The following is a 15467-nucleotide window of genomic DNA, read 5'->3' as shown; positions in this document are numbered from 1 at the left end:
CGATATGCCCCTGATGCGCTTCGACCTTCTGGAAGGACGGACTGACGCCGAACTGCAGACGCTCCTCGACGCCGCCCACGAGGCGATGCTGGAGGCGTTCGACGTCCCGGCGGGCGACCGCTACCAGATCGTCACGGAGCACAAGCCCTCGCGGATGATCGTCGAGGATACCGGGCTCGAGATCCCGCGCACCAAGGACGTGGTGGTGGTCCAGATGATCACGCGGCCGCGCGGCAAGGAGAAGAAGCAGCTGTTCTACCGCCTGCTGACCGAGAAGCTGCAGTCCGCCTGCGGCGTCGCCCCGGCCGATGTCATGGTCTCCACGGTGGAGAATACCGACGAGGACTGGTCCTTCGGCCACGGCCGGGCTCAGTTCCTCACCGGCGAGCTGTAGGACGCTCGCCCCCACCGCTCTCAGCCTTATCGACCGACGGAAAGCCGGCCATGCATGTCCTCATCCTCGGTGGCGGCGTCGTCGGCGTCACCTCGGCCTATTACCTGGCCAGGGCCGGCCACCGGGTCACCGTGCTGGAGCGCCAGCCGGCGGCGGGGCTAGAGACGAGCTTCGCCAATGCGGGCCAGGTCTCGCCGGGATATTCGGCGCCCTGGGCCGCCCCCGGCATTCCCGTCAAGGCTATGAAGTGGCTGATGATGCGCCACCGGCCCCTCGTGGTCTGGCCAAGCTTCGAGCCGCGCTTCTACGGCTGGCTCGCCCGCATGCTGGCGAACTGCACGGAGGAGGCCTACCAGCGCAACAAGGGCCGGATGGTGCGTCTGGCCGAATACAGCCGCGACGTGCTGCGCGACCTGCGCACCGAGACCGGCATCGTCTACGACCATCGCGAGCAGGGCACGCTCCAGCTGTTCCGCACGCAGAAGCAGCTCGACCATGTCGGCGACGATACCCGCGTCCTCGACGCCTATGGCGTGCGCTACACGGTGCTCGACCCCGCTGGCTGCATCATGGCCGAACCGGCCCTGGCGCGGGTGGCCGGAACCTTCGTCGGCGGCCTGCGGCTTCCCGGCGACGAGACCGGCGACGCGCATCTCTTCACCCAGCGCCTCGCGGCGATCTGCGAAGGCCTCGGCGTGGTCTTCCGCTACGGCACGGTCATCACGGGTCTGCGGAGCGAGGGCAACCGGATCAGCGGCGTGGCAACGGCAGGGGGCGAGATCCTGACCGCCGACGCCTATGTGGCGGCCATGGGCAGCTACACCCCGGCCCTGCTCCGGCCCTTCGGCATCGACCTGCCGATCTATCCGGTGAAAGGGTATTCCCTCACCCTGCCGGTCACCGATGCCGAGGCGGCGCCGGTCTCGACGGTGATGGACGAGACCTACAAGGTGGCGATCACCCGGCTCGGCGATCGCATCCGGGTGGGCGGCACCGCCGAACTCGCCGGGTTCAGCGCGGTCCTGCGCGGACCGCGGAGGGAGACCCTAGTCCACTCGGTCGGCGACCTGTTCCCGGCGGGCGGGGATCTCTCGCAGGCGACGTTCTGGACCGGCCTGCGGCCGATGACGCCGGATGGCACGCCCATCGTCGGCGGAACGCGCCTGTCGAACCTCTTTACCAATACCGGTCACGGCACCCTGGGCTGGACCATGGCCTGCGGTTCGGGGCGGGTGCTGGCGGACCTCATCTCCGGCCGTACGCCGGACATCGCCACGCCGGACCTCGCCGTCAGCCGCTACGTTCGCGGCGCATGAGACGGCCCTCTCGCGCCGAGGCGCGAGAGGGCCGAGTGAGGCAGGCTATTCCGCCGCGTCGACGTAGAGCTTGCCGCCCTCAGCCTGGAACTCCGCGGATTTGGCCGCCATCCCCGCCTCGCGCTCGGCCTGGCTCATGGGCGTCGCCTCGCCCAGCACTTGTCCGGCCGCCTCCATGGCGAGCACCTCGGCGCGCAGATCCTGCGTGATCTTCATCGAGCAGAATTTCGGCCCGCACATGGAGCAGAAATGGGCGACCTTGTGGGCGTCCTTCGGCAGGGTCTCGTCGTGATAGGCCCGCGCCGTGTCGGGATCGAGGGACAGGTTGAACTGGTCCTCCCAGCGGAAGTCGAACCGGGCGCGTGACAGGGCGTCGTCGCGCAACTGCGCCGCCGGGTGGCCCTTGGCGAGGTCGGCGGCGTGGGCCGCGATCTTGTAGGTGATCACGCCTTCCTTGACGTCGTCGCGGTTGGGCAGGCCGAGGTGCTCCTTCGGGGTGACGTAGCAGAGCATGGCGCAGCCGAACCAGCCGATCATGGCGGCACCGATGCCCGAGGTGATGTGGTCGTAGCCCGGCGCGATGTCGGTGGTCAGCGGGCCGAGGGTGTAGAACGGCGCCTCGCCGCATTCCTCCAGCTGCTTTTCCATGTTCACCTTGATCTTGTGCATCGGCACGTGGCCGGGGCCCTCGATCATGGTCTGGCAACCCTTGTCCCAGGCGATCTTGGTGAGTTCGCCGAGGGTCTCGAGTTCCGCGAACTGCGCCGCGTCGTTGGCATCCGCGATGGAGCCGGGCCGCAGGCCGTCGCCGAGGGAGAACGAGACGTCGTAGGCCCGCATGATGTCGCAGATCTCGTCGAACCGCTCGTAGAGGAACGATTCCCGGTGCCCGGCGAGGCACCAGCGCGCCATGATCGAGCCGCCGCGTGAGACGATGCCGGTGACCCGGCGCGCGGTGAGTGGGACGTGGGCGAGGCGCACGCCCGCATGGATCGTGAAATAGTCGATGCCCTGCTCGGCCTGCTCGATGAGCGTGTCCTTGAACACCTCCCAGTCGAGTTTCAACGGATCGCCGCCGACCTTCTCCAGGGCCTGGTAGATCGGCACCGTGCCGATGGGGACGGGCGAGTTGCGCACGATCCACGAGCGGATGTTGTGGATGTTGCGGCCCGTCGAGAGGTCCATCACCGTGTCGGCGCCCCAGCGGGTCGCCCAGACCAGCTTCTCCACCTCCTCGGCCGCCGAGGACGTCACGGCCGAATTGCCGATATTGGCGTTGATCTTGACGAGGAAGTTGCGGCCGATCGCCATCGGCTCGACTTCGGGGTGGTTGATGTTGGCCGGGATGATGGCGCGGCCGCGCGCCACCTCGTCGCGCACGAATTCGGGGGTGATGAAGGCCGGCAGCGAGGCACCGAAGCTGTTGCCGTCGGCCAGCGCGGTCTGCGCGCCGTCCAGCATCGTCTCGCGGGCGAGGTTCTCGCGGTGGGCGACGTAGATCATCTCCTCGGTGATGATCCCGGCTTTGGCGAACTCGTATTGCGTCACCATCTGGCCGGGGCCGGCCTTGCGGATCTGGCGCGTCGCCGGACAGGGGGCGACGAGCTTGTCCTCCGGCACGAACCCGTTGTCCTCGGGCTTGACCGCGCGCGGCGTGATCGTGGCGTAGCCGCGCTTGGCGATCCACGGGTCGCGCAGGAGGGGCAGGCCGGCATTGAGGTCGATCCGGGCATCGGTCTCGGTATAGGGACCCGACGGATCATAGACCCGCACCGGGGCCTCCTTCGGATCGCTCAATGCGACCTCGCGGAACGGCACCCGGATATCGTCGCGGCCGGCCACGCTCGCATAGACCTTGCGCGAACCCATGATCGGGCCGGTAGTCACGGCTTGCGGCTGCCCTTTGGCGGGGTCTTGTCCGGAGAGGTCTTTGGGGAGGACGGGTGCGTTCATGTGGGATTCGCTCCTGGCGTGGGAGGCGATCCGATTCGCAACGGTACGTCAGGACGACGGGCGCCCGCTCGACCCGAGCCGGACACCCAAACGCAGTTCCCGTCCCTCCGCCGGTATGAGCCGGATCAGGTTCAAGGGTCAGGGCTGCGGCCCTATCTCAGCCCCCTGAACGGGGCCCCCCTCGGAACGATTCGAAAGTCTGCGCTCGCCGCGCCTTTGTCAATCGCCGTGAGATACATCTTCGCCGGAGTGAATCGTCGCCCGTCCCTAGCGACCCTCGTACCGCCCCGATCGCGGCTTTTCCAATTCACGCGGTTATTCCGCCGCCGACCGTAGTCTCGAATTTCGTCTGCGAGGACTGTTCTTTATTGGCGTGACTTTCGCCCGGCATTAAAACAGTCATTTGAAATGGAGCTTTCCAGCTCGGTGGCGCGTTATCAATCCTAATGTCCCCTTCACGATCAGGCTGGCTTTCCATGAACAAGCTTATTCTCGCATCCGCTGCCTTGCTCGGCGCGATCGCATTTCTTCCAGATACCGCCGAAGCGCGTAGCGGCGGAGGACATGGAGCCGGTGGCGGCGGTCACGGGGGCGGCATGGGTCGTGGCGGCGGCGGTGGCGGCTTCGCACGCGGCGGTGGCGGTCATGGCGCTTTCGGCGGCCATGGTATGGGCGGCGGCGGTGGACGCTGGCACGCCGGTATCGCCCACGGGCCGAATTTCGGTGGTGGCGGGTACAACCGGGGCGGTGGCTTCAACCGAGGCGGCTACGGCTACAACCGCGGGTATGGCCGGGGTTATGGCGGGCTCGGCCTCGGACTGGGCCTCGGTCTTGCGGGCGCCGGGATCGGCTATGGCTACGGCAGCGGTTACTACGGCAACGGCTACGACAACGGGTATTATGGTGGCGGCTATGCCCCGGCCTATTACGGTGGCGCCGTGGAAGTCCAACAGGATGTCGGCGGGTCCGATCAGGACGTGGCCTACTGTATCCAGCGCTTCCGGTCCTACGATCAACGGTCGGGCACCTATCTCGGCAATGACGGTCAGCGTCATCGCTGCCCGCAATAACACCCTGCCGCCGGGCGGTGACGCCTGAGCCTCCTCGCTTCGAGAAGCCCCGCAGCCCCCCGCTGCGGGGCTTCATCGCATCCGGGTGCGGCTCTTCGCTCGGACAAGGAGGGACGACATCGAGGCCGAGGCCATGTCACTGCCCCCGGGCCTCCCGAGCACAAGGCCACCCTCGAGACGGCGCATCTTCCGGTGCGGGGCGGCATGGCGTAACGCCCTATCATGGTCGCTTCCGGTCCCTCCCTCGCTCCCGACGACATCGCTCATGTCATCCAGATCGCCCTTGCGCCCGCCTTCCTGCTGACGGCGCTGGCGACGCTGCTCAACGTCTTCTCCACCCGCCTCGGGCGGGTGGCCGACCGGGTCGATGACGCCGCCGACTGGCTGCAGAAGGCGGATGCGGACGAGGCCGCCCACCTGTCGTACCAGCTGGCCTATCTGCGCCAGCGTTCCTTCATGCTCGACGTGGCGGTGGTCCTCGCCTCCCTCGGCAGCATCATGACCGGCATCGCCGTGCTGACGCTGTTCGTGGGCGCCTTGCGCGATGCCGCCACGGCCTCCGTCCTGTTCGGCTGCTTCGGCGTCGCCCTGGTCTGCACGGTGGCGGCCATCGTTGCCTTCCTCGTGGAGATCCTGATGGCGGGCCGCCGCGTCAGGGACGAGGTCGACCGCCAGACCGTCGAGGCTTCGGACCGGGAAGCGGGCGGACCCGAGATCCCCCACCGGTCGCCTCGACCGCGCCGGTCCTGACCGGGGCCGGCGATCTCACGTCTCGGTGGGTGCCTGCCCATGCGTGTCGAGCCAGCGCACGGCGCCGCCGAGGTCGAAGCCCCGCTCCCGGCCGTAGGCCAGGATGTCATCCCGGCTCAGACGTCCCGCCAGCACTTCGGACAGGGCCCACAGGGTGAGCGAGCGGGTGCCGCTGCGGCAATGGGCGAGGACCGGGCCGGATGCGCCTTCCACCGCCTCGCGGAACCGTGCGATGTCTTCATGGGTGATGCCGGGCCCGGTGACGGGGAGATGGAGATAGGCGAGCCCCGCCGCCTCGGCCGCCGCCGCTTCGGCCGCACTACCCAGCTGGCCCGGCTCCTCGCCTTCGGGACGGTTGTTGATCAGCAGGGCAAAGCCCCTGGTGGACAAGTCCGCGATCTCCGCCTCGCTCGGCTGGCCGGAGACCGACAGGCGGGAATCGATGGGCGTGATCGTCATGGGGCCTCTCTCGTGGGCGGCCTTCGGACCGCGCGGTTCCGCTTGCCGGGGTGGGCGCTCCGCCGATGATCGGCGGGGCATGTTCATTCCACCGCACCGCCCATCGTGAACCCGCGACGGGGCTCGTCCGTTTCCGGTCTGATCCCTCACTCCGCCTTCAGGACGACCACCATGGCCGATGCAAGACAGATCGTCGACGCCCTCGTGCGCTCACGCAAGGGCGGCATCGCCGCCACGGCCGCCCTCGGCGGCCTCGCCCTCGTGGCGGGGCTGGCCCTGCGGGCGCTCCGTCCCTCTGCGGCATCCGAGGCCCCCGATCTGGGCCAGGTCGGCGAGGACGAGGCGCGGATCATGCTGCGCGCCATGGTGGCCGCGACCCTCGCCGACGGCATCGTCGACGCGCAGGAGCGCCGGCGCCTCGACGCGGCGGTGGAGGCCGCCGGCATCGACCGGGATGGCCGCGCGTGGCTGGAGAAAGAACTCACCGAACCGGCCGAGATCGACGAACTCGCCGAGCGCGTGGATTCACCGGAGCAGGGTGCGCGCCTCTATGCGGCGGCGCGTCTGGCCATCGACGCCGATACCCTGCAGGAGCGCGAGTTCCTAAAGCGCCTCGCCGAGGCCCTCGACGTCCCACAGGACGTGGCCGAGCGGGTCGATGCCGGGCTGGAGCAGGCCTGAGACCGGGTTCGGGCTACTTTCCCATCCATTCGTGCCCGGCCACCAGCGCCTCCACCGAGCGCGTCCAGGTGCCGGGCTGGTCGGTGGCGCCGGTGCCGAGCGCCCGCTGGACCATGACGCTGTCGCTCCAGCGACCGTACTTGTAGCCCACCGCCGGCAGCAGGCCGACGCGGACGAAGCCGCAGGCTTCGTGGAGCCGCAGGGACGCTTCGTTCTGCGCGTCGATGTAGCCGATCATCTGGCGGTAGCCGCCGGCGGCGCAGGCCTCGATCAGAGCCGGCAGCAGGCGCCGTCCGATCCCGGCATTCAGGTGCTCGTGATGGACGTAGATCGAGTGCTTGAGCGTGTAGCGATAGGCCGGGCGCTTGCGGAACGGGACGGCATAGGCGTAGCCCGCCACCACCCCGTCGCGGTCGGCCACGAGATGCGGCAGACGCTTCTTGCGCATGGCCTTGCGGCGGCGCTTGAGGTCGTCGGGATGGAGGGGGTCCTCCTCGAAATCGCCGACATCGCCCACGCCCCGCCGGATATGGTGGGCGTAGATCCCCACCATGGCCGGCACGTCCGAATCCGAGGACGGCCGGATGATCACTTCGGGATCGGAGGCGGTGGGAAGCCCGTCCGGACTCACGGGCGGTTCTCGCGCATGACGTAGGTGTAGAACCGGATCGTCCCGTCGGGATCGACGTTGCGGAACACACCCTGGATCTCGGCCTCGAAGCCCGGGAACAGGTTGGCCGAGCGTTCGAACATCTTGAAGTAATCCAGCATGGGTTTCGCCCGCTCGTCCAGTCGCTCGCCCGGCAGCACCGTGCCGATGCCCGGCGGGTAGACCAGAAGCAAGGTCGTCGCCACACGCCCTTCGGCTTCCGCGATCGGCACGTAATCGACGTTGTTGCGGGTGAGCTGCTGCACCGCCTCCTTCGGCGTCATCACCATCTCGGGCAGGTGCCCCGGCTCGAACTGCTTGCGCTGGAGCGTGCTGGTGCCGTGCTCGCGGTGGAAGGCGTGGAAATCCGCGCAGAGGTCGCGCAGGCGCACGCCCTTGTAGCGGTTGGGCCGGCGCCGGACGAATTCCGGCATGGCATCTTCGAGGGGCACGTTCTCGTCGTGCAGGCGCTTGAAGGCCACGAGGCCGGAGATCAGCGTGCCGGCTTTCGAGGATTCGACGCCCGGCGTCAGCAGGAAGAGCAGCGAGTTAAGGTCGTTCTTCTCCGGCACGATGCGGTTTTCGCGCAGGTACTGGGCCACGATGGGCGCGGGCACGCCGTGCTCGGCATATTCCCCCGTGCGCCGGTCGAAGCCGGGGGTGAGCACGGTGAGCTTGTTCGGGTCGGTCATGGCGTAGTCCGGCGCCACATGGGTAAAGCCGTGCCAGGCGGCGCCCGGGGTCAGCTCCCAGTATTTCGCGGTGCTGGCGAGCTCGTCCGTCGACAGGCTCTCCCACGGCACCTTGCCCTCCGGTCCCTTCACCGTGTCCGGCACGAATGGGTCGAAGAACCAGCGGCGCAGGGGATCGCCCTCCTTCTCCTCGAACTCGCGGCGGATGGCGCGGACCTTCTTGCGCCACTCGATGCCGAGGCGGATCGTGTCGTCCCACAGGACGACGCCGGAGCGGCCCTTCATCATCTGCGCGCCCACATCCAGCGACGCGAAGAGCGGGTAGAACGGCGAGGTCGAGGCGTGGACGAGGAAGGTCTCGTTGAAGCGCCGGTGCTCGATGCGCCGGGTCTGGCCGCGAATGTGGCTGTCCTTGGTGTGGATCTGCGAGGCCTGGGAGAAGCTCGCCAGCTGCTTGTGGGTCGATTGCGTGGCGATGATGCCCGGCGAGGTCTCGTCGAGACCCTTCAGACCCATGGCGAAGCGCCCGGCGAAGAGCGGGTGGAACTTCATGAAGCCCGCCCAGGCCTCGTCGAAGAGGATGTAGTCGCACAGATGCCCGATCTTCTCGAGGATCATCTGCGCGTTGTAGATCGTGCCGTCATAGGTGCATTGCTCGACCACCGCGACGCGGAACGGGCGCTCGCGCTTCCAGGCCTCCTTATCGGTGACGAGGGGGTTGGTGCGGATCTTCTCGCGGATGGCCGCCTCGTCGAGGGCCTCGTGGTACATCGGGCCGATGAGGCCGAAGCAGTTGCGGTCGGTCTCGAGGAAGACGGGAATCGCGCCGCCGAGGAACAGGGCGCCGTGATGGGCCGCCTTGTGGTTGTTGCGGTCGAACAGGACGAGGTCGCCCTCGGCGACGAGCGCCGACAGCACGATCTTGTTGGAGGCCGAGGTGCCGTTGAGGACGAAATAGGTTTTCTCCGCCCCGAAAATGACGGCGGCTTCCTTCTGCGCCTTCAGGGCCGGGCCCTCGTGGACCAAGAGATCGCCGAGATCGAGCACCGAATTGTCGAGGTCGTCGCGGAACACCGCCTCGCCGAGATGTTCGACGAAGATGCGTCCGATCGGCGAGCGGTTGTAGAAGATGCCGCCGTTATGCCCGGGGCAGGTCCAGAGCTGGTTGCCCTGCTCGGCGTAATCGACGAGGGCACCGAAGAACGGCGTCTTCAGGGTCTCGGCATATTGCTTCACCCGGCTCACCAGCCCGCGGGCGATGTAGTCGGGGGTCTCCTCGGCCAGGAAGATGTAGCCGTCGATGAAGTCGAGCACCTCGACGGGGATGTCCTCCAGGCGCTTGCGGCGGACCATGATGACGATGGGCATCTCCAGCCCGCGCTTCCTCATCAGGTTGATGAGGGCGGCGGCCTTGCCGTCGAGGCCGCGCTTGCCCCAATCCACCACCATGCAGCCGATGGCAGCGTCGGTCTGGACCGCGATGGCCGCATCCTCCACGCGGCGGGCGCGGACGACCTCGAAGCCGAGCTTTTCCACCGAGCCGATGATCTGCTGGACGCGCACGCCCTCGAGATCGTCCGGGTCGAAGTTCGGCGCGCACATGAGAACGGTGAAGCGGCGAAAAAAGTCCATGCGGGGGAAGGCTCCGGTGGTCGGATGAATCGAGGGGGTGTGGGCGCGTTCGCGTTCCGGATCAACCGGGCCGGCCGGCGACATTGAGCCTGCGGATGACGAGATAGACGGCGAGCGCCGCCAGCGCGCCGATGGCCAGGGCGATCACGGAGCCGCTGTCGGATTCGGAGAAGAACAGCCCCTTGGTGTTCATGCCGAACACGCCCGTCACGAGGGTCGGCGGCAGGAACAGGGCCGTCAGGATCGACAGGGTGAAAAGCTGGCGGTTGGTGAGCGCGGTGGTGCGGGCGGCGATCTCGTCCTGCAGCAGACGGCTGCGCTCGGACAGGACATGCATGTCGCGGTGGAGGGAATCGAGTCGCTGGACCACCCGCGCGGCCATGGCGCCCACGGCGTCCGGCAGTTGGTCGCCCTCCGTGCCGGCTTCGTCCTCCAGCCGGTGGAACACCGCTCGCAACCCGGCGAGCTGCCGGTGGGAGCGCACGGATTGGCGGCGGATCGGTCCCAGGGGCCTCGCGTCGTCCACCTTGGTCTCGTCGAGCATGTCGTCCTCGATGGCGTCGAGGGCGGTGGACAGGCGGTCGGCCGTGGCGATCAGCGCCTCGACGGTGCTACCGACGAAACGCTCCAGCAGCTTGGCCGGGCCGGGGACGAGGGTGCCGGACAAGACCGCGTCGCGGGCCGCCACCGCGCAGGCCGTGGCATGGCGACGGCCGCTGACGAGGAAGCGCGGGCCGAGAATGCAATGGAGCCGGCCGTTCGGCTCCTCGCTCGAGGAACCATCGAAAGCGCGTTCCCGGTCGGCGATGACGAAACCGGCATGGGGGCCGTCCACGACGACGCGCTGATGCTCGTCGCGGGCGAAGGTCGCGGCGGCGAGCCGGGCCGGGCCGAGGCGCCCTTCGAGGATGAGCGCCTCGGTCCGCGCATCGACGAGGTCGACATGAAGCCAGACGAAGCCGTAATCGGGGTCGTCCAGGGAGGGAATCTCGTCCCCCGGTCCGATCTGGCGTCCCCGTCCCTCCGCGTCGAAGGTCAGGGCAAAGATCAGCCCCGGCAGGGGTGATTCCTCGATGAGCAGGTGCGGCATGGTGCGGTCGCGGCAATCATGGCCGGCAAAATGCCGGCTCACTATCGCGCTGGATCGCAACGCTGGGCGACATTGTGATGACGGAGGAGCACCTCCGTCGATCGGTGCTCGGCCTGCGGATCATGCGATCCGCAGGAGGGACGACCAAAACCTCTCGTCAGCGGTCCACGACACCCTTGTCGGCTTCCGTGACGCTTTTGTCGGCGTCCTTGCGATTCAGCCCTCTGTCGGCTTCCTTCCGAAGCTCTTCCGCGAAGGCGGTGGCCTGCTGTCCGACGAAAACCTTCATGTCGGCCGGAACGACGGCCCAGATGACGGCAAAGATGAACACCATTGCCGCCATGCCGTAAGCGAACGTTTCCATGATGCCCAGCCAGCCGAGCAGCAACGGGATGCTACTTGCGATCAATCCGATGAAAGAACTTTTGGTTAGGAAGTAAACGGAAACAAAGGTGATGACGGCCAGGGCTGTTGGTTTGATAAAACGAACTAAATAGCGTTCCATTGCATTTTATCTCCTATTATGACGTTTTTAAGAAGTTTTTTGGGACTCAAGAATGTATTCGTTAATATATGACAGAGATATGAGATTTATAGTTCAACGAGTCGCATGGTTTTTTGCTCGGTATCAGGAAAAACTTCTACCGTTTCTATAGACGTCGCATATCAGAAGCTGCTCAAGAGTCCAGAGATTCTTCGTTTTTCCGCATCAGATACTGCATTCTACGAATCAAATAAGGAATGTGGTGCCGTCACCCTCGAGGGTCGCCTTACTGTCATGCAGCTGTGATCCAAGCGTGCGGGTGATTCCCAACTCGTCAGGAAGGCACCACTATGGATGGCACTCGCGCCGGGGCTCGTCCTTTCGATATCGAGGCTATTCGTCGAGAGATGGCGGACGATTTCGATGAAGAACTCGAGATGGAGCTCGAAGACGAGCGCCTCGAGCAACTCGTTAGCGAAATCGATGCCAAGCCTCGTCTACCCACCATGGACCGGAAGATCTATTTCCGCGAACTGTTCCGGCTGCAACACGAGCTGGTTCGTCTTCAAGATTGGGTGCAGGCCCAGAAACTACGCGTGGTTGTGATCTTTGAGGGGCGGGATTCGGCCGGCAAGGGCGGCGCGATCAAGCGCATCACCCAGCGTCTCAATCCCCGCGTCTGCCGCGTGGCGGCGCTCCCTGCTCCGAACGAGCGCGAGCGCACGCAATGGTACTTCCAGCGCTACGTGGCGCATCTGCCGGCGGGCGGCGAGATCGTGCTGTTCGACCGCTCCTGGTACAATCGGGCCGGCGTCGAGCGCGTGATGGGCTTCTGCACCCCGGACCAGTACGAGGAATTCTTCCAGTCCGCGCCGGAATTCGAGCGCATGCTGGTCCGGTCCGGCATCATCGTGCTGAAATACTGGTTCTCGATCACCGACGAGGAGCAGGAGCTGCGCTTCAACATGCGCATCCACGATCCCCTGAAACAATGGAAGCTCTCGCCGATGGACGTAGAGTCCCGGCGCCGCTGGGAGGATTACACCAAGGCGAAGGAGGTGATGCTCGCCCGCACGCACATTCCGGAGGCGCCGTGGTGGGTGGTCGAGGCCGTGGACAAGAAGAAGGCCCGCCTCAACTGCATCAGCCATCTCCTCACGCAGATCCCCTATGGCGAGGTGGAGCACCCGCCGGTGCACCTGCCCGAGCGCATGCGCCACGAGGATTATGCCCGCCAGCCGGTCCCGCAGGAGATGTTCGTCCCCGCCCTCTTCTGACGATGCCGGGGCGCTCTGCCGGCGGTGGTTGCCCAAAGCGGCCGGGATGGGCAAGACCTGTATCGGACGGGCCGATTCTCGGCCGGTCCGGCATGGGACCCCCGCATGAGCGCCACCGACGAGATCCTGTTCGACACCGATGAGGCGGGCATCGCCCGCATCGTTCTCAACCGGCCGCAGGCGCGCAACGCCCTGACCTTCGCGATGTATCAGGGCCTCATCGACCTCTGCGACAGGATCGAGGCGGACGAGCGCATCAAGGTCGTCGTCATCACCGGCGCCGGCGAGAAGGCCTTCGCCGCCGGCACCGACATCGCTCAGTTCCGTGGCTTCTCCAGTGCGGAGGATGCCCTCGGCTACGAGCGCTTCATGGACAAGGTCCTCGGCGCGCTCGAGCGCCTGCGCGTGCCCGTGATCGCCGCCGTCGCAGGTGCCTGTACCGGCGGCGGGGCCGCCATCGCCGCCTCCTGCGACCTGCGCATCGCCACGCGCGACGCCCGTTTCGGGTTTCCCATCGCGCGGACCCTGGGCAATTGCCTGTCGATGTCCAACCTCCGGCGCTTGTCCGGCCTCATCGGTCCCGCGCGGGTGAAGGACATGATCTTCACCGCCCGTCTGTTCGGCGCGGAGGAGGCGCTCTCGGCCGGCCTCGTCGGCGAGGTGGTGGAGGATGCCGCCGCCCTCGCCGCCAGGGCGACGGAACTCGCGACGCAGCTCGCCGGCCATGCTCCGCTGACCCTGCGGGCCACCAAGGAGGGCCTGCGTCGGCTCGCCGCCGAGGAGGAGGCGACGGAGCGACCCGACGATGACCTCATCCTGATGTGCTACACCAGCGCCGATTTCCGCGAGGGCATGGAGGCCTTCCTGGCCAAGCGTCCCCCGAACTGGACCGGCCGGTAAGGCGCTCGTCGAACATCGCCGCCCCATGCGGATGTGGGCAGCGTGACACACCGGACGGGGAAAGCCCTCGGCCGCCCCGTTCCCTCGGTGCGGTTGCAGCCCTGTCATGCTCTCCGTGATAGAGCACGGTCAGGGGGGCGGTCGCCCTGGGACACGCTTTCTCCGAGGGATGATGCTCCGCTCGTTTCCTCTCGCGACCGTCGTGGCCCTGCTGTCGGGCCTCACCGCTTCGGGAGCCCTTGCCCAGACCGCCGCCGAAGTCGCGGCGCGGCAGGCGCGTCTGGCGCTGGAGGGGCTCGACATCGGGTCGCCCCGCGGCGCCGGCGGCGATCCGCAGACGTCGGTGGCGCAGTCGGTGACCTCGGCCAAGCCGTCGGCCAACCTCAACACCTCGATCCAGGACCAGCTCGGCCCCTATGGCGATCCCTACGGCCTGCGCTCGTTCCTGAAGACCAAAGGCATCGAGTACAGCCTCACCTATATCGGCGAGAGTTTTGGCAACGCGACGGGCGGTGCGCGGCGCGGCGCCATCGTCGAAGGTCGCCTCGACGTCCAGTTCGATGCCGACCTCGAAAAGCTGGCGGGCTGGCAGGGCGCGGCCTTCCACACCAACCTCTACCTCATCCACGGCACCGGCCTGTCGCGCTACTACGTCAACAATTTCATCACCGCGAGCGCCATCGAGGCCTTGCCCTCGTCGCGGCTCTACGAGCTCTGGCTCGAGCAGAAGCTGTTCGACGGGCAGTTCGGACTGAAGGTCGGTCAGATCGCGGCCGATACCGAGTTCGCGGTGAGCCAGACCGGTACGCTGTTCATCAACTCCACCTTCGGCTGGCCCAACATCATGGCCGAGGTGCTGCCCAGCGGCGGGCCGATCTATCCCCTGGCGGTGCCGGCGATCCGCGCGAAATACGTGCCCAACCAGAACTTCTCCCTGCAGGTCGGCATTTTTGACGGCGATCCGGCGGGGCCTTACCCCAGCGATCTCGATCCGCAACGCCGCAACCGCACCGGCACGAATTTCCGCACCAACGATCCCGCCCTGGTCATCGCAGAGGCCGCCTACGCCTACAACATCGCGCAGGGCGATATCGGCGATCCCGGGACGGTGACGTTGGGGGGCTGGCACCATTTCGGCCGGTTCGACAGCCAGCGCTTCGACACTGCCGGGCGCTCGCTGGCCGATCCGTCCACCACCGGCATCGCCCGGCGCTTCCGGGGCGACAGCGGCCTCTACGGCATCATCGACCAGACCATCTACCGCGAACCCGACGATCCGAACGACGGCGCCAGCGTGTTCCTGCGCCTCTCCGGGGCGCCCTCGGACCGCAACATCGTGGATCTCTACGCCGATGCCGGCATCGCCTATAAGGGCCTCTTCAAGAGCCGCTCCGACGACACGATCGGTGTCGCCTTCGCCATCGCGCGGATCTCGGACTCGGCACGCGGCCTGGACACCGACGCGATCCTGCTGGCCGGGGCCAACATGCCCCGGCGCAGCAGCGAGGCGGTCCTCGAGGCGACCTATCAGGCCGTCCTCGGACCGGGCGTGACGGTGCAGCCGGACGTTCAGTACGTGTTCCGTCCCGGCGGCGGTGTGCCCAACCCGCGCGACCCCAACGGCGCCCGTATCAAGAACGCCGCCGTGTTCGGCCTGCGGGCGACGGTGCGTTACTGAGAGGCCGATCGCGCCGGTGCGTCTCTTGGCGGGGCAGGATGGATGACCGGCTTCGTCTCAGCGAGCACGTACTGTTCTTCGGCATTGACGATATCGATATCCTCTATCGATCGTATTTGTTTGATGGATGGTGCGTCGCAAAATATATCCCTCCATGAAACGGGGCATCGGCCCCGGAACACCTGAGGGATCCTCATCATGACCGTTCGTAGCCTTGTCCTCGCCGCTCTCGCCTCCGCCACCCTGGTCGGTATTGCGACCGCCGACGAGCTCATCACCGTCACCCCCACCCTCTACCGCGAGCAGGCCCGCGTCACGGCCGCCGTGCGTCCGGCCTCGGAGCTGACCACCACGCCGTCCCTGACCTCGCGCGCTCCCGCGACCCGGCGCATCGTCGCTGGGATCGTCGACCCCGCGACCCGCTAAAGTGCCTCCCTTGAGC

The 15467-nt window shown here is 67.0% G+C and carries 15 protein-coding genes and 1 riboswitch; of the genes, 9 read left to right on the top strand and 6 right to left on the bottom strand.

Annotation, left to right across the window (positions count from 1 at the left end; translation table 11 throughout):
• Positions 1 to 4: 4 nt before the first annotated feature.
• A complete protein-coding gene (locus MKK51_RS21360; RefSeq protein ID WP_243980699.1) occupies positions 5 to 394 on the top strand; it encodes a tautomerase family protein in 390 nt (129 codons plus the stop codon).
• A 50-nt stretch (positions 395 to 444) separates the two neighbouring features.
• Positions 445 to 1710 (top strand): D-amino acid dehydrogenase, encoded by a 1266-nt coding sequence (locus MKK51_RS21355; RefSeq protein WP_243980697.1) that lies wholly within the window; start codon positions 445 to 447, stop codon positions 1708 to 1710.
• Positions 1711 to 1755: 45 nt separating this feature from the next.
• On the opposite strand, the gene thiC is transcribed toward MKK51_RS21355, so the two are convergent.
• Positions 1756 to 3663 carry a phosphomethylpyrimidine synthase ThiC gene (gene thiC / locus MKK51_RS21350; RefSeq protein WP_279601267.1) on the bottom strand — a complete coding sequence of 636 codons (1908 nt, stop codon included), beginning with the start codon at positions 3661 to 3663 and terminating at the stop codon, positions 1756 to 1758.
• An 85-nt stretch (positions 3664 to 3748) separates the two neighbouring features.
• Positions 3749 to 3855, bottom strand: a riboswitch (TPP riboswitch).
• A gap of 284 nt (positions 3856 to 4139) precedes the next feature.
• On the opposite strand from thiC, the gene MKK51_RS21345 reads away from it, so the two are divergent.
• Positions 4140 to 4733, top strand: a complete 594-nt coding sequence (locus MKK51_RS21345) for a BA14K family protein (protein ID WP_243980695.1) — start codon at positions 4140 to 4142, stop codon at positions 4731 to 4733.
• A gap of 222 nt (positions 4734 to 4955) precedes the next feature.
• Complete coding sequence (locus MKK51_RS21340; RefSeq protein ID WP_243980693.1) at positions 4956 to 5483, top strand: DUF2721 domain-containing protein; 528 nt, start codon at positions 4956 to 4958, stop codon at positions 5481 to 5483.
• Between the two features lie 15 nt (positions 5484 to 5498).
• On the opposite strand, the gene MKK51_RS21335 is transcribed toward MKK51_RS21340, so the two are convergent.
• Entirely contained in the window at positions 5499 to 5942 is a 444-nt protein-coding gene (locus MKK51_RS21335) for a TIGR01244 family sulfur transferase (protein ID WP_243980691.1), read from the bottom strand.
• A 171-nt stretch (positions 5943 to 6113) separates the two neighbouring features.
• On the opposite strand from MKK51_RS21335, the gene MKK51_RS21330 reads away from it, so the two are divergent.
• Positions 6114 to 6623: a DUF533 domain-containing protein gene (locus tag MKK51_RS21330; RefSeq protein WP_243980682.1), complete on the top strand. Its 510-nt coding sequence runs from the start codon at positions 6114 to 6116 to the stop codon at positions 6621 to 6623.
• A gap of 13 nt (positions 6624 to 6636) precedes the next feature.
• Here MKK51_RS21330 and MKK51_RS21325 read toward each other — a convergent pair whose 3' ends face one another.
• The 4 genes from MKK51_RS21325 to MKK51_RS21310 form a co-directional block, all read right to left on the bottom strand.
• Positions 6637 to 7254 carry an N-acetyltransferase family protein gene (locus tag MKK51_RS21325; RefSeq protein ID WP_313898827.1) on the bottom strand — a complete coding sequence of 206 codons (618 nt, stop codon included), beginning with the start codon at positions 7252 to 7254 and terminating at the stop codon, positions 6637 to 6639.
• Complete coding sequence (locus tag MKK51_RS21320) at positions 7251 to 9596, bottom strand: Orn/Lys/Arg decarboxylase N-terminal domain-containing protein (protein ID WP_243980681.1); 2346 nt, start codon at positions 9594 to 9596, stop codon at positions 7251 to 7253. The genes MKK51_RS21325 and MKK51_RS21320 overlap by 4 nt, the downstream gene beginning before the upstream one ends.
• Positions 9597 to 9657: 61 nt before the next feature.
• Positions 9658 to 10686, bottom strand: coding sequence for a CorA family divalent cation transporter (locus tag MKK51_RS21315; RefSeq protein WP_243980679.1), 1029 nt, complete (start codon positions 10684 to 10686; stop codon positions 9658 to 9660).
• Between the two features lie 157 nt (positions 10687 to 10843).
• The gene (locus MKK51_RS21310; RefSeq protein ID WP_243980677.1) at positions 10844 to 11191 is read right to left on the bottom strand and encodes a hypothetical protein; all 348 of its coding nucleotides are present in this window, start codon (positions 11189 to 11191) and stop codon (positions 10844 to 10846) included.
• 329 nt (positions 11192 to 11520) lie between these two features.
• Between MKK51_RS21310 and ppk2 the strand changes: the two genes are divergently transcribed.
• The 4 genes from ppk2 (at position 11521) to MKK51_RS21290 (ending at position 15451) form a co-directional block, all read left to right on the top strand.
• Positions 11521 to 12447 carry a polyphosphate kinase 2 gene (gene ppk2 / locus MKK51_RS21305; RefSeq protein WP_243980675.1) on the top strand — a complete coding sequence of 309 codons (927 nt, stop codon included), beginning with the start codon at positions 11521 to 11523 and terminating at the stop codon, positions 12445 to 12447.
• Positions 12448 to 12552: 105 nt separating this feature from the next.
• Complete coding sequence (locus MKK51_RS21300; RefSeq protein WP_243980673.1) at positions 12553 to 13347, top strand: enoyl-CoA hydratase/isomerase family protein; 795 nt, start codon at positions 12553 to 12555, stop codon at positions 13345 to 13347.
• A gap of 169 nt (positions 13348 to 13516) precedes the next feature.
• Complete coding sequence (locus tag MKK51_RS21295; RefSeq protein WP_243980672.1) at positions 13517 to 15025, top strand: carbohydrate porin; 1509 nt, start codon at positions 13517 to 13519, stop codon at positions 15023 to 15025.
• Positions 15026 to 15223: 198 nt separating this feature from the next.
• Positions 15224 to 15451: a hypothetical protein gene (locus MKK51_RS21290; protein ID WP_243980670.1), complete on the top strand. Its 228-nt coding sequence runs from the start codon at positions 15224 to 15226 to the stop codon at positions 15449 to 15451.
• Positions 15452 to 15467 lie beyond the last annotated feature (16 nt).

The sequence above is a fragment of the Methylobacterium sp. E-045 genome (assembly GCF_022829685.1).
Taxonomy (GTDB): domain Bacteria; phylum Pseudomonadota; class Alphaproteobacteria; order Rhizobiales; family Beijerinckiaceae; genus Methylobacterium.
This window is presented reverse-complemented; position numbering and strand designations above follow the sequence as displayed.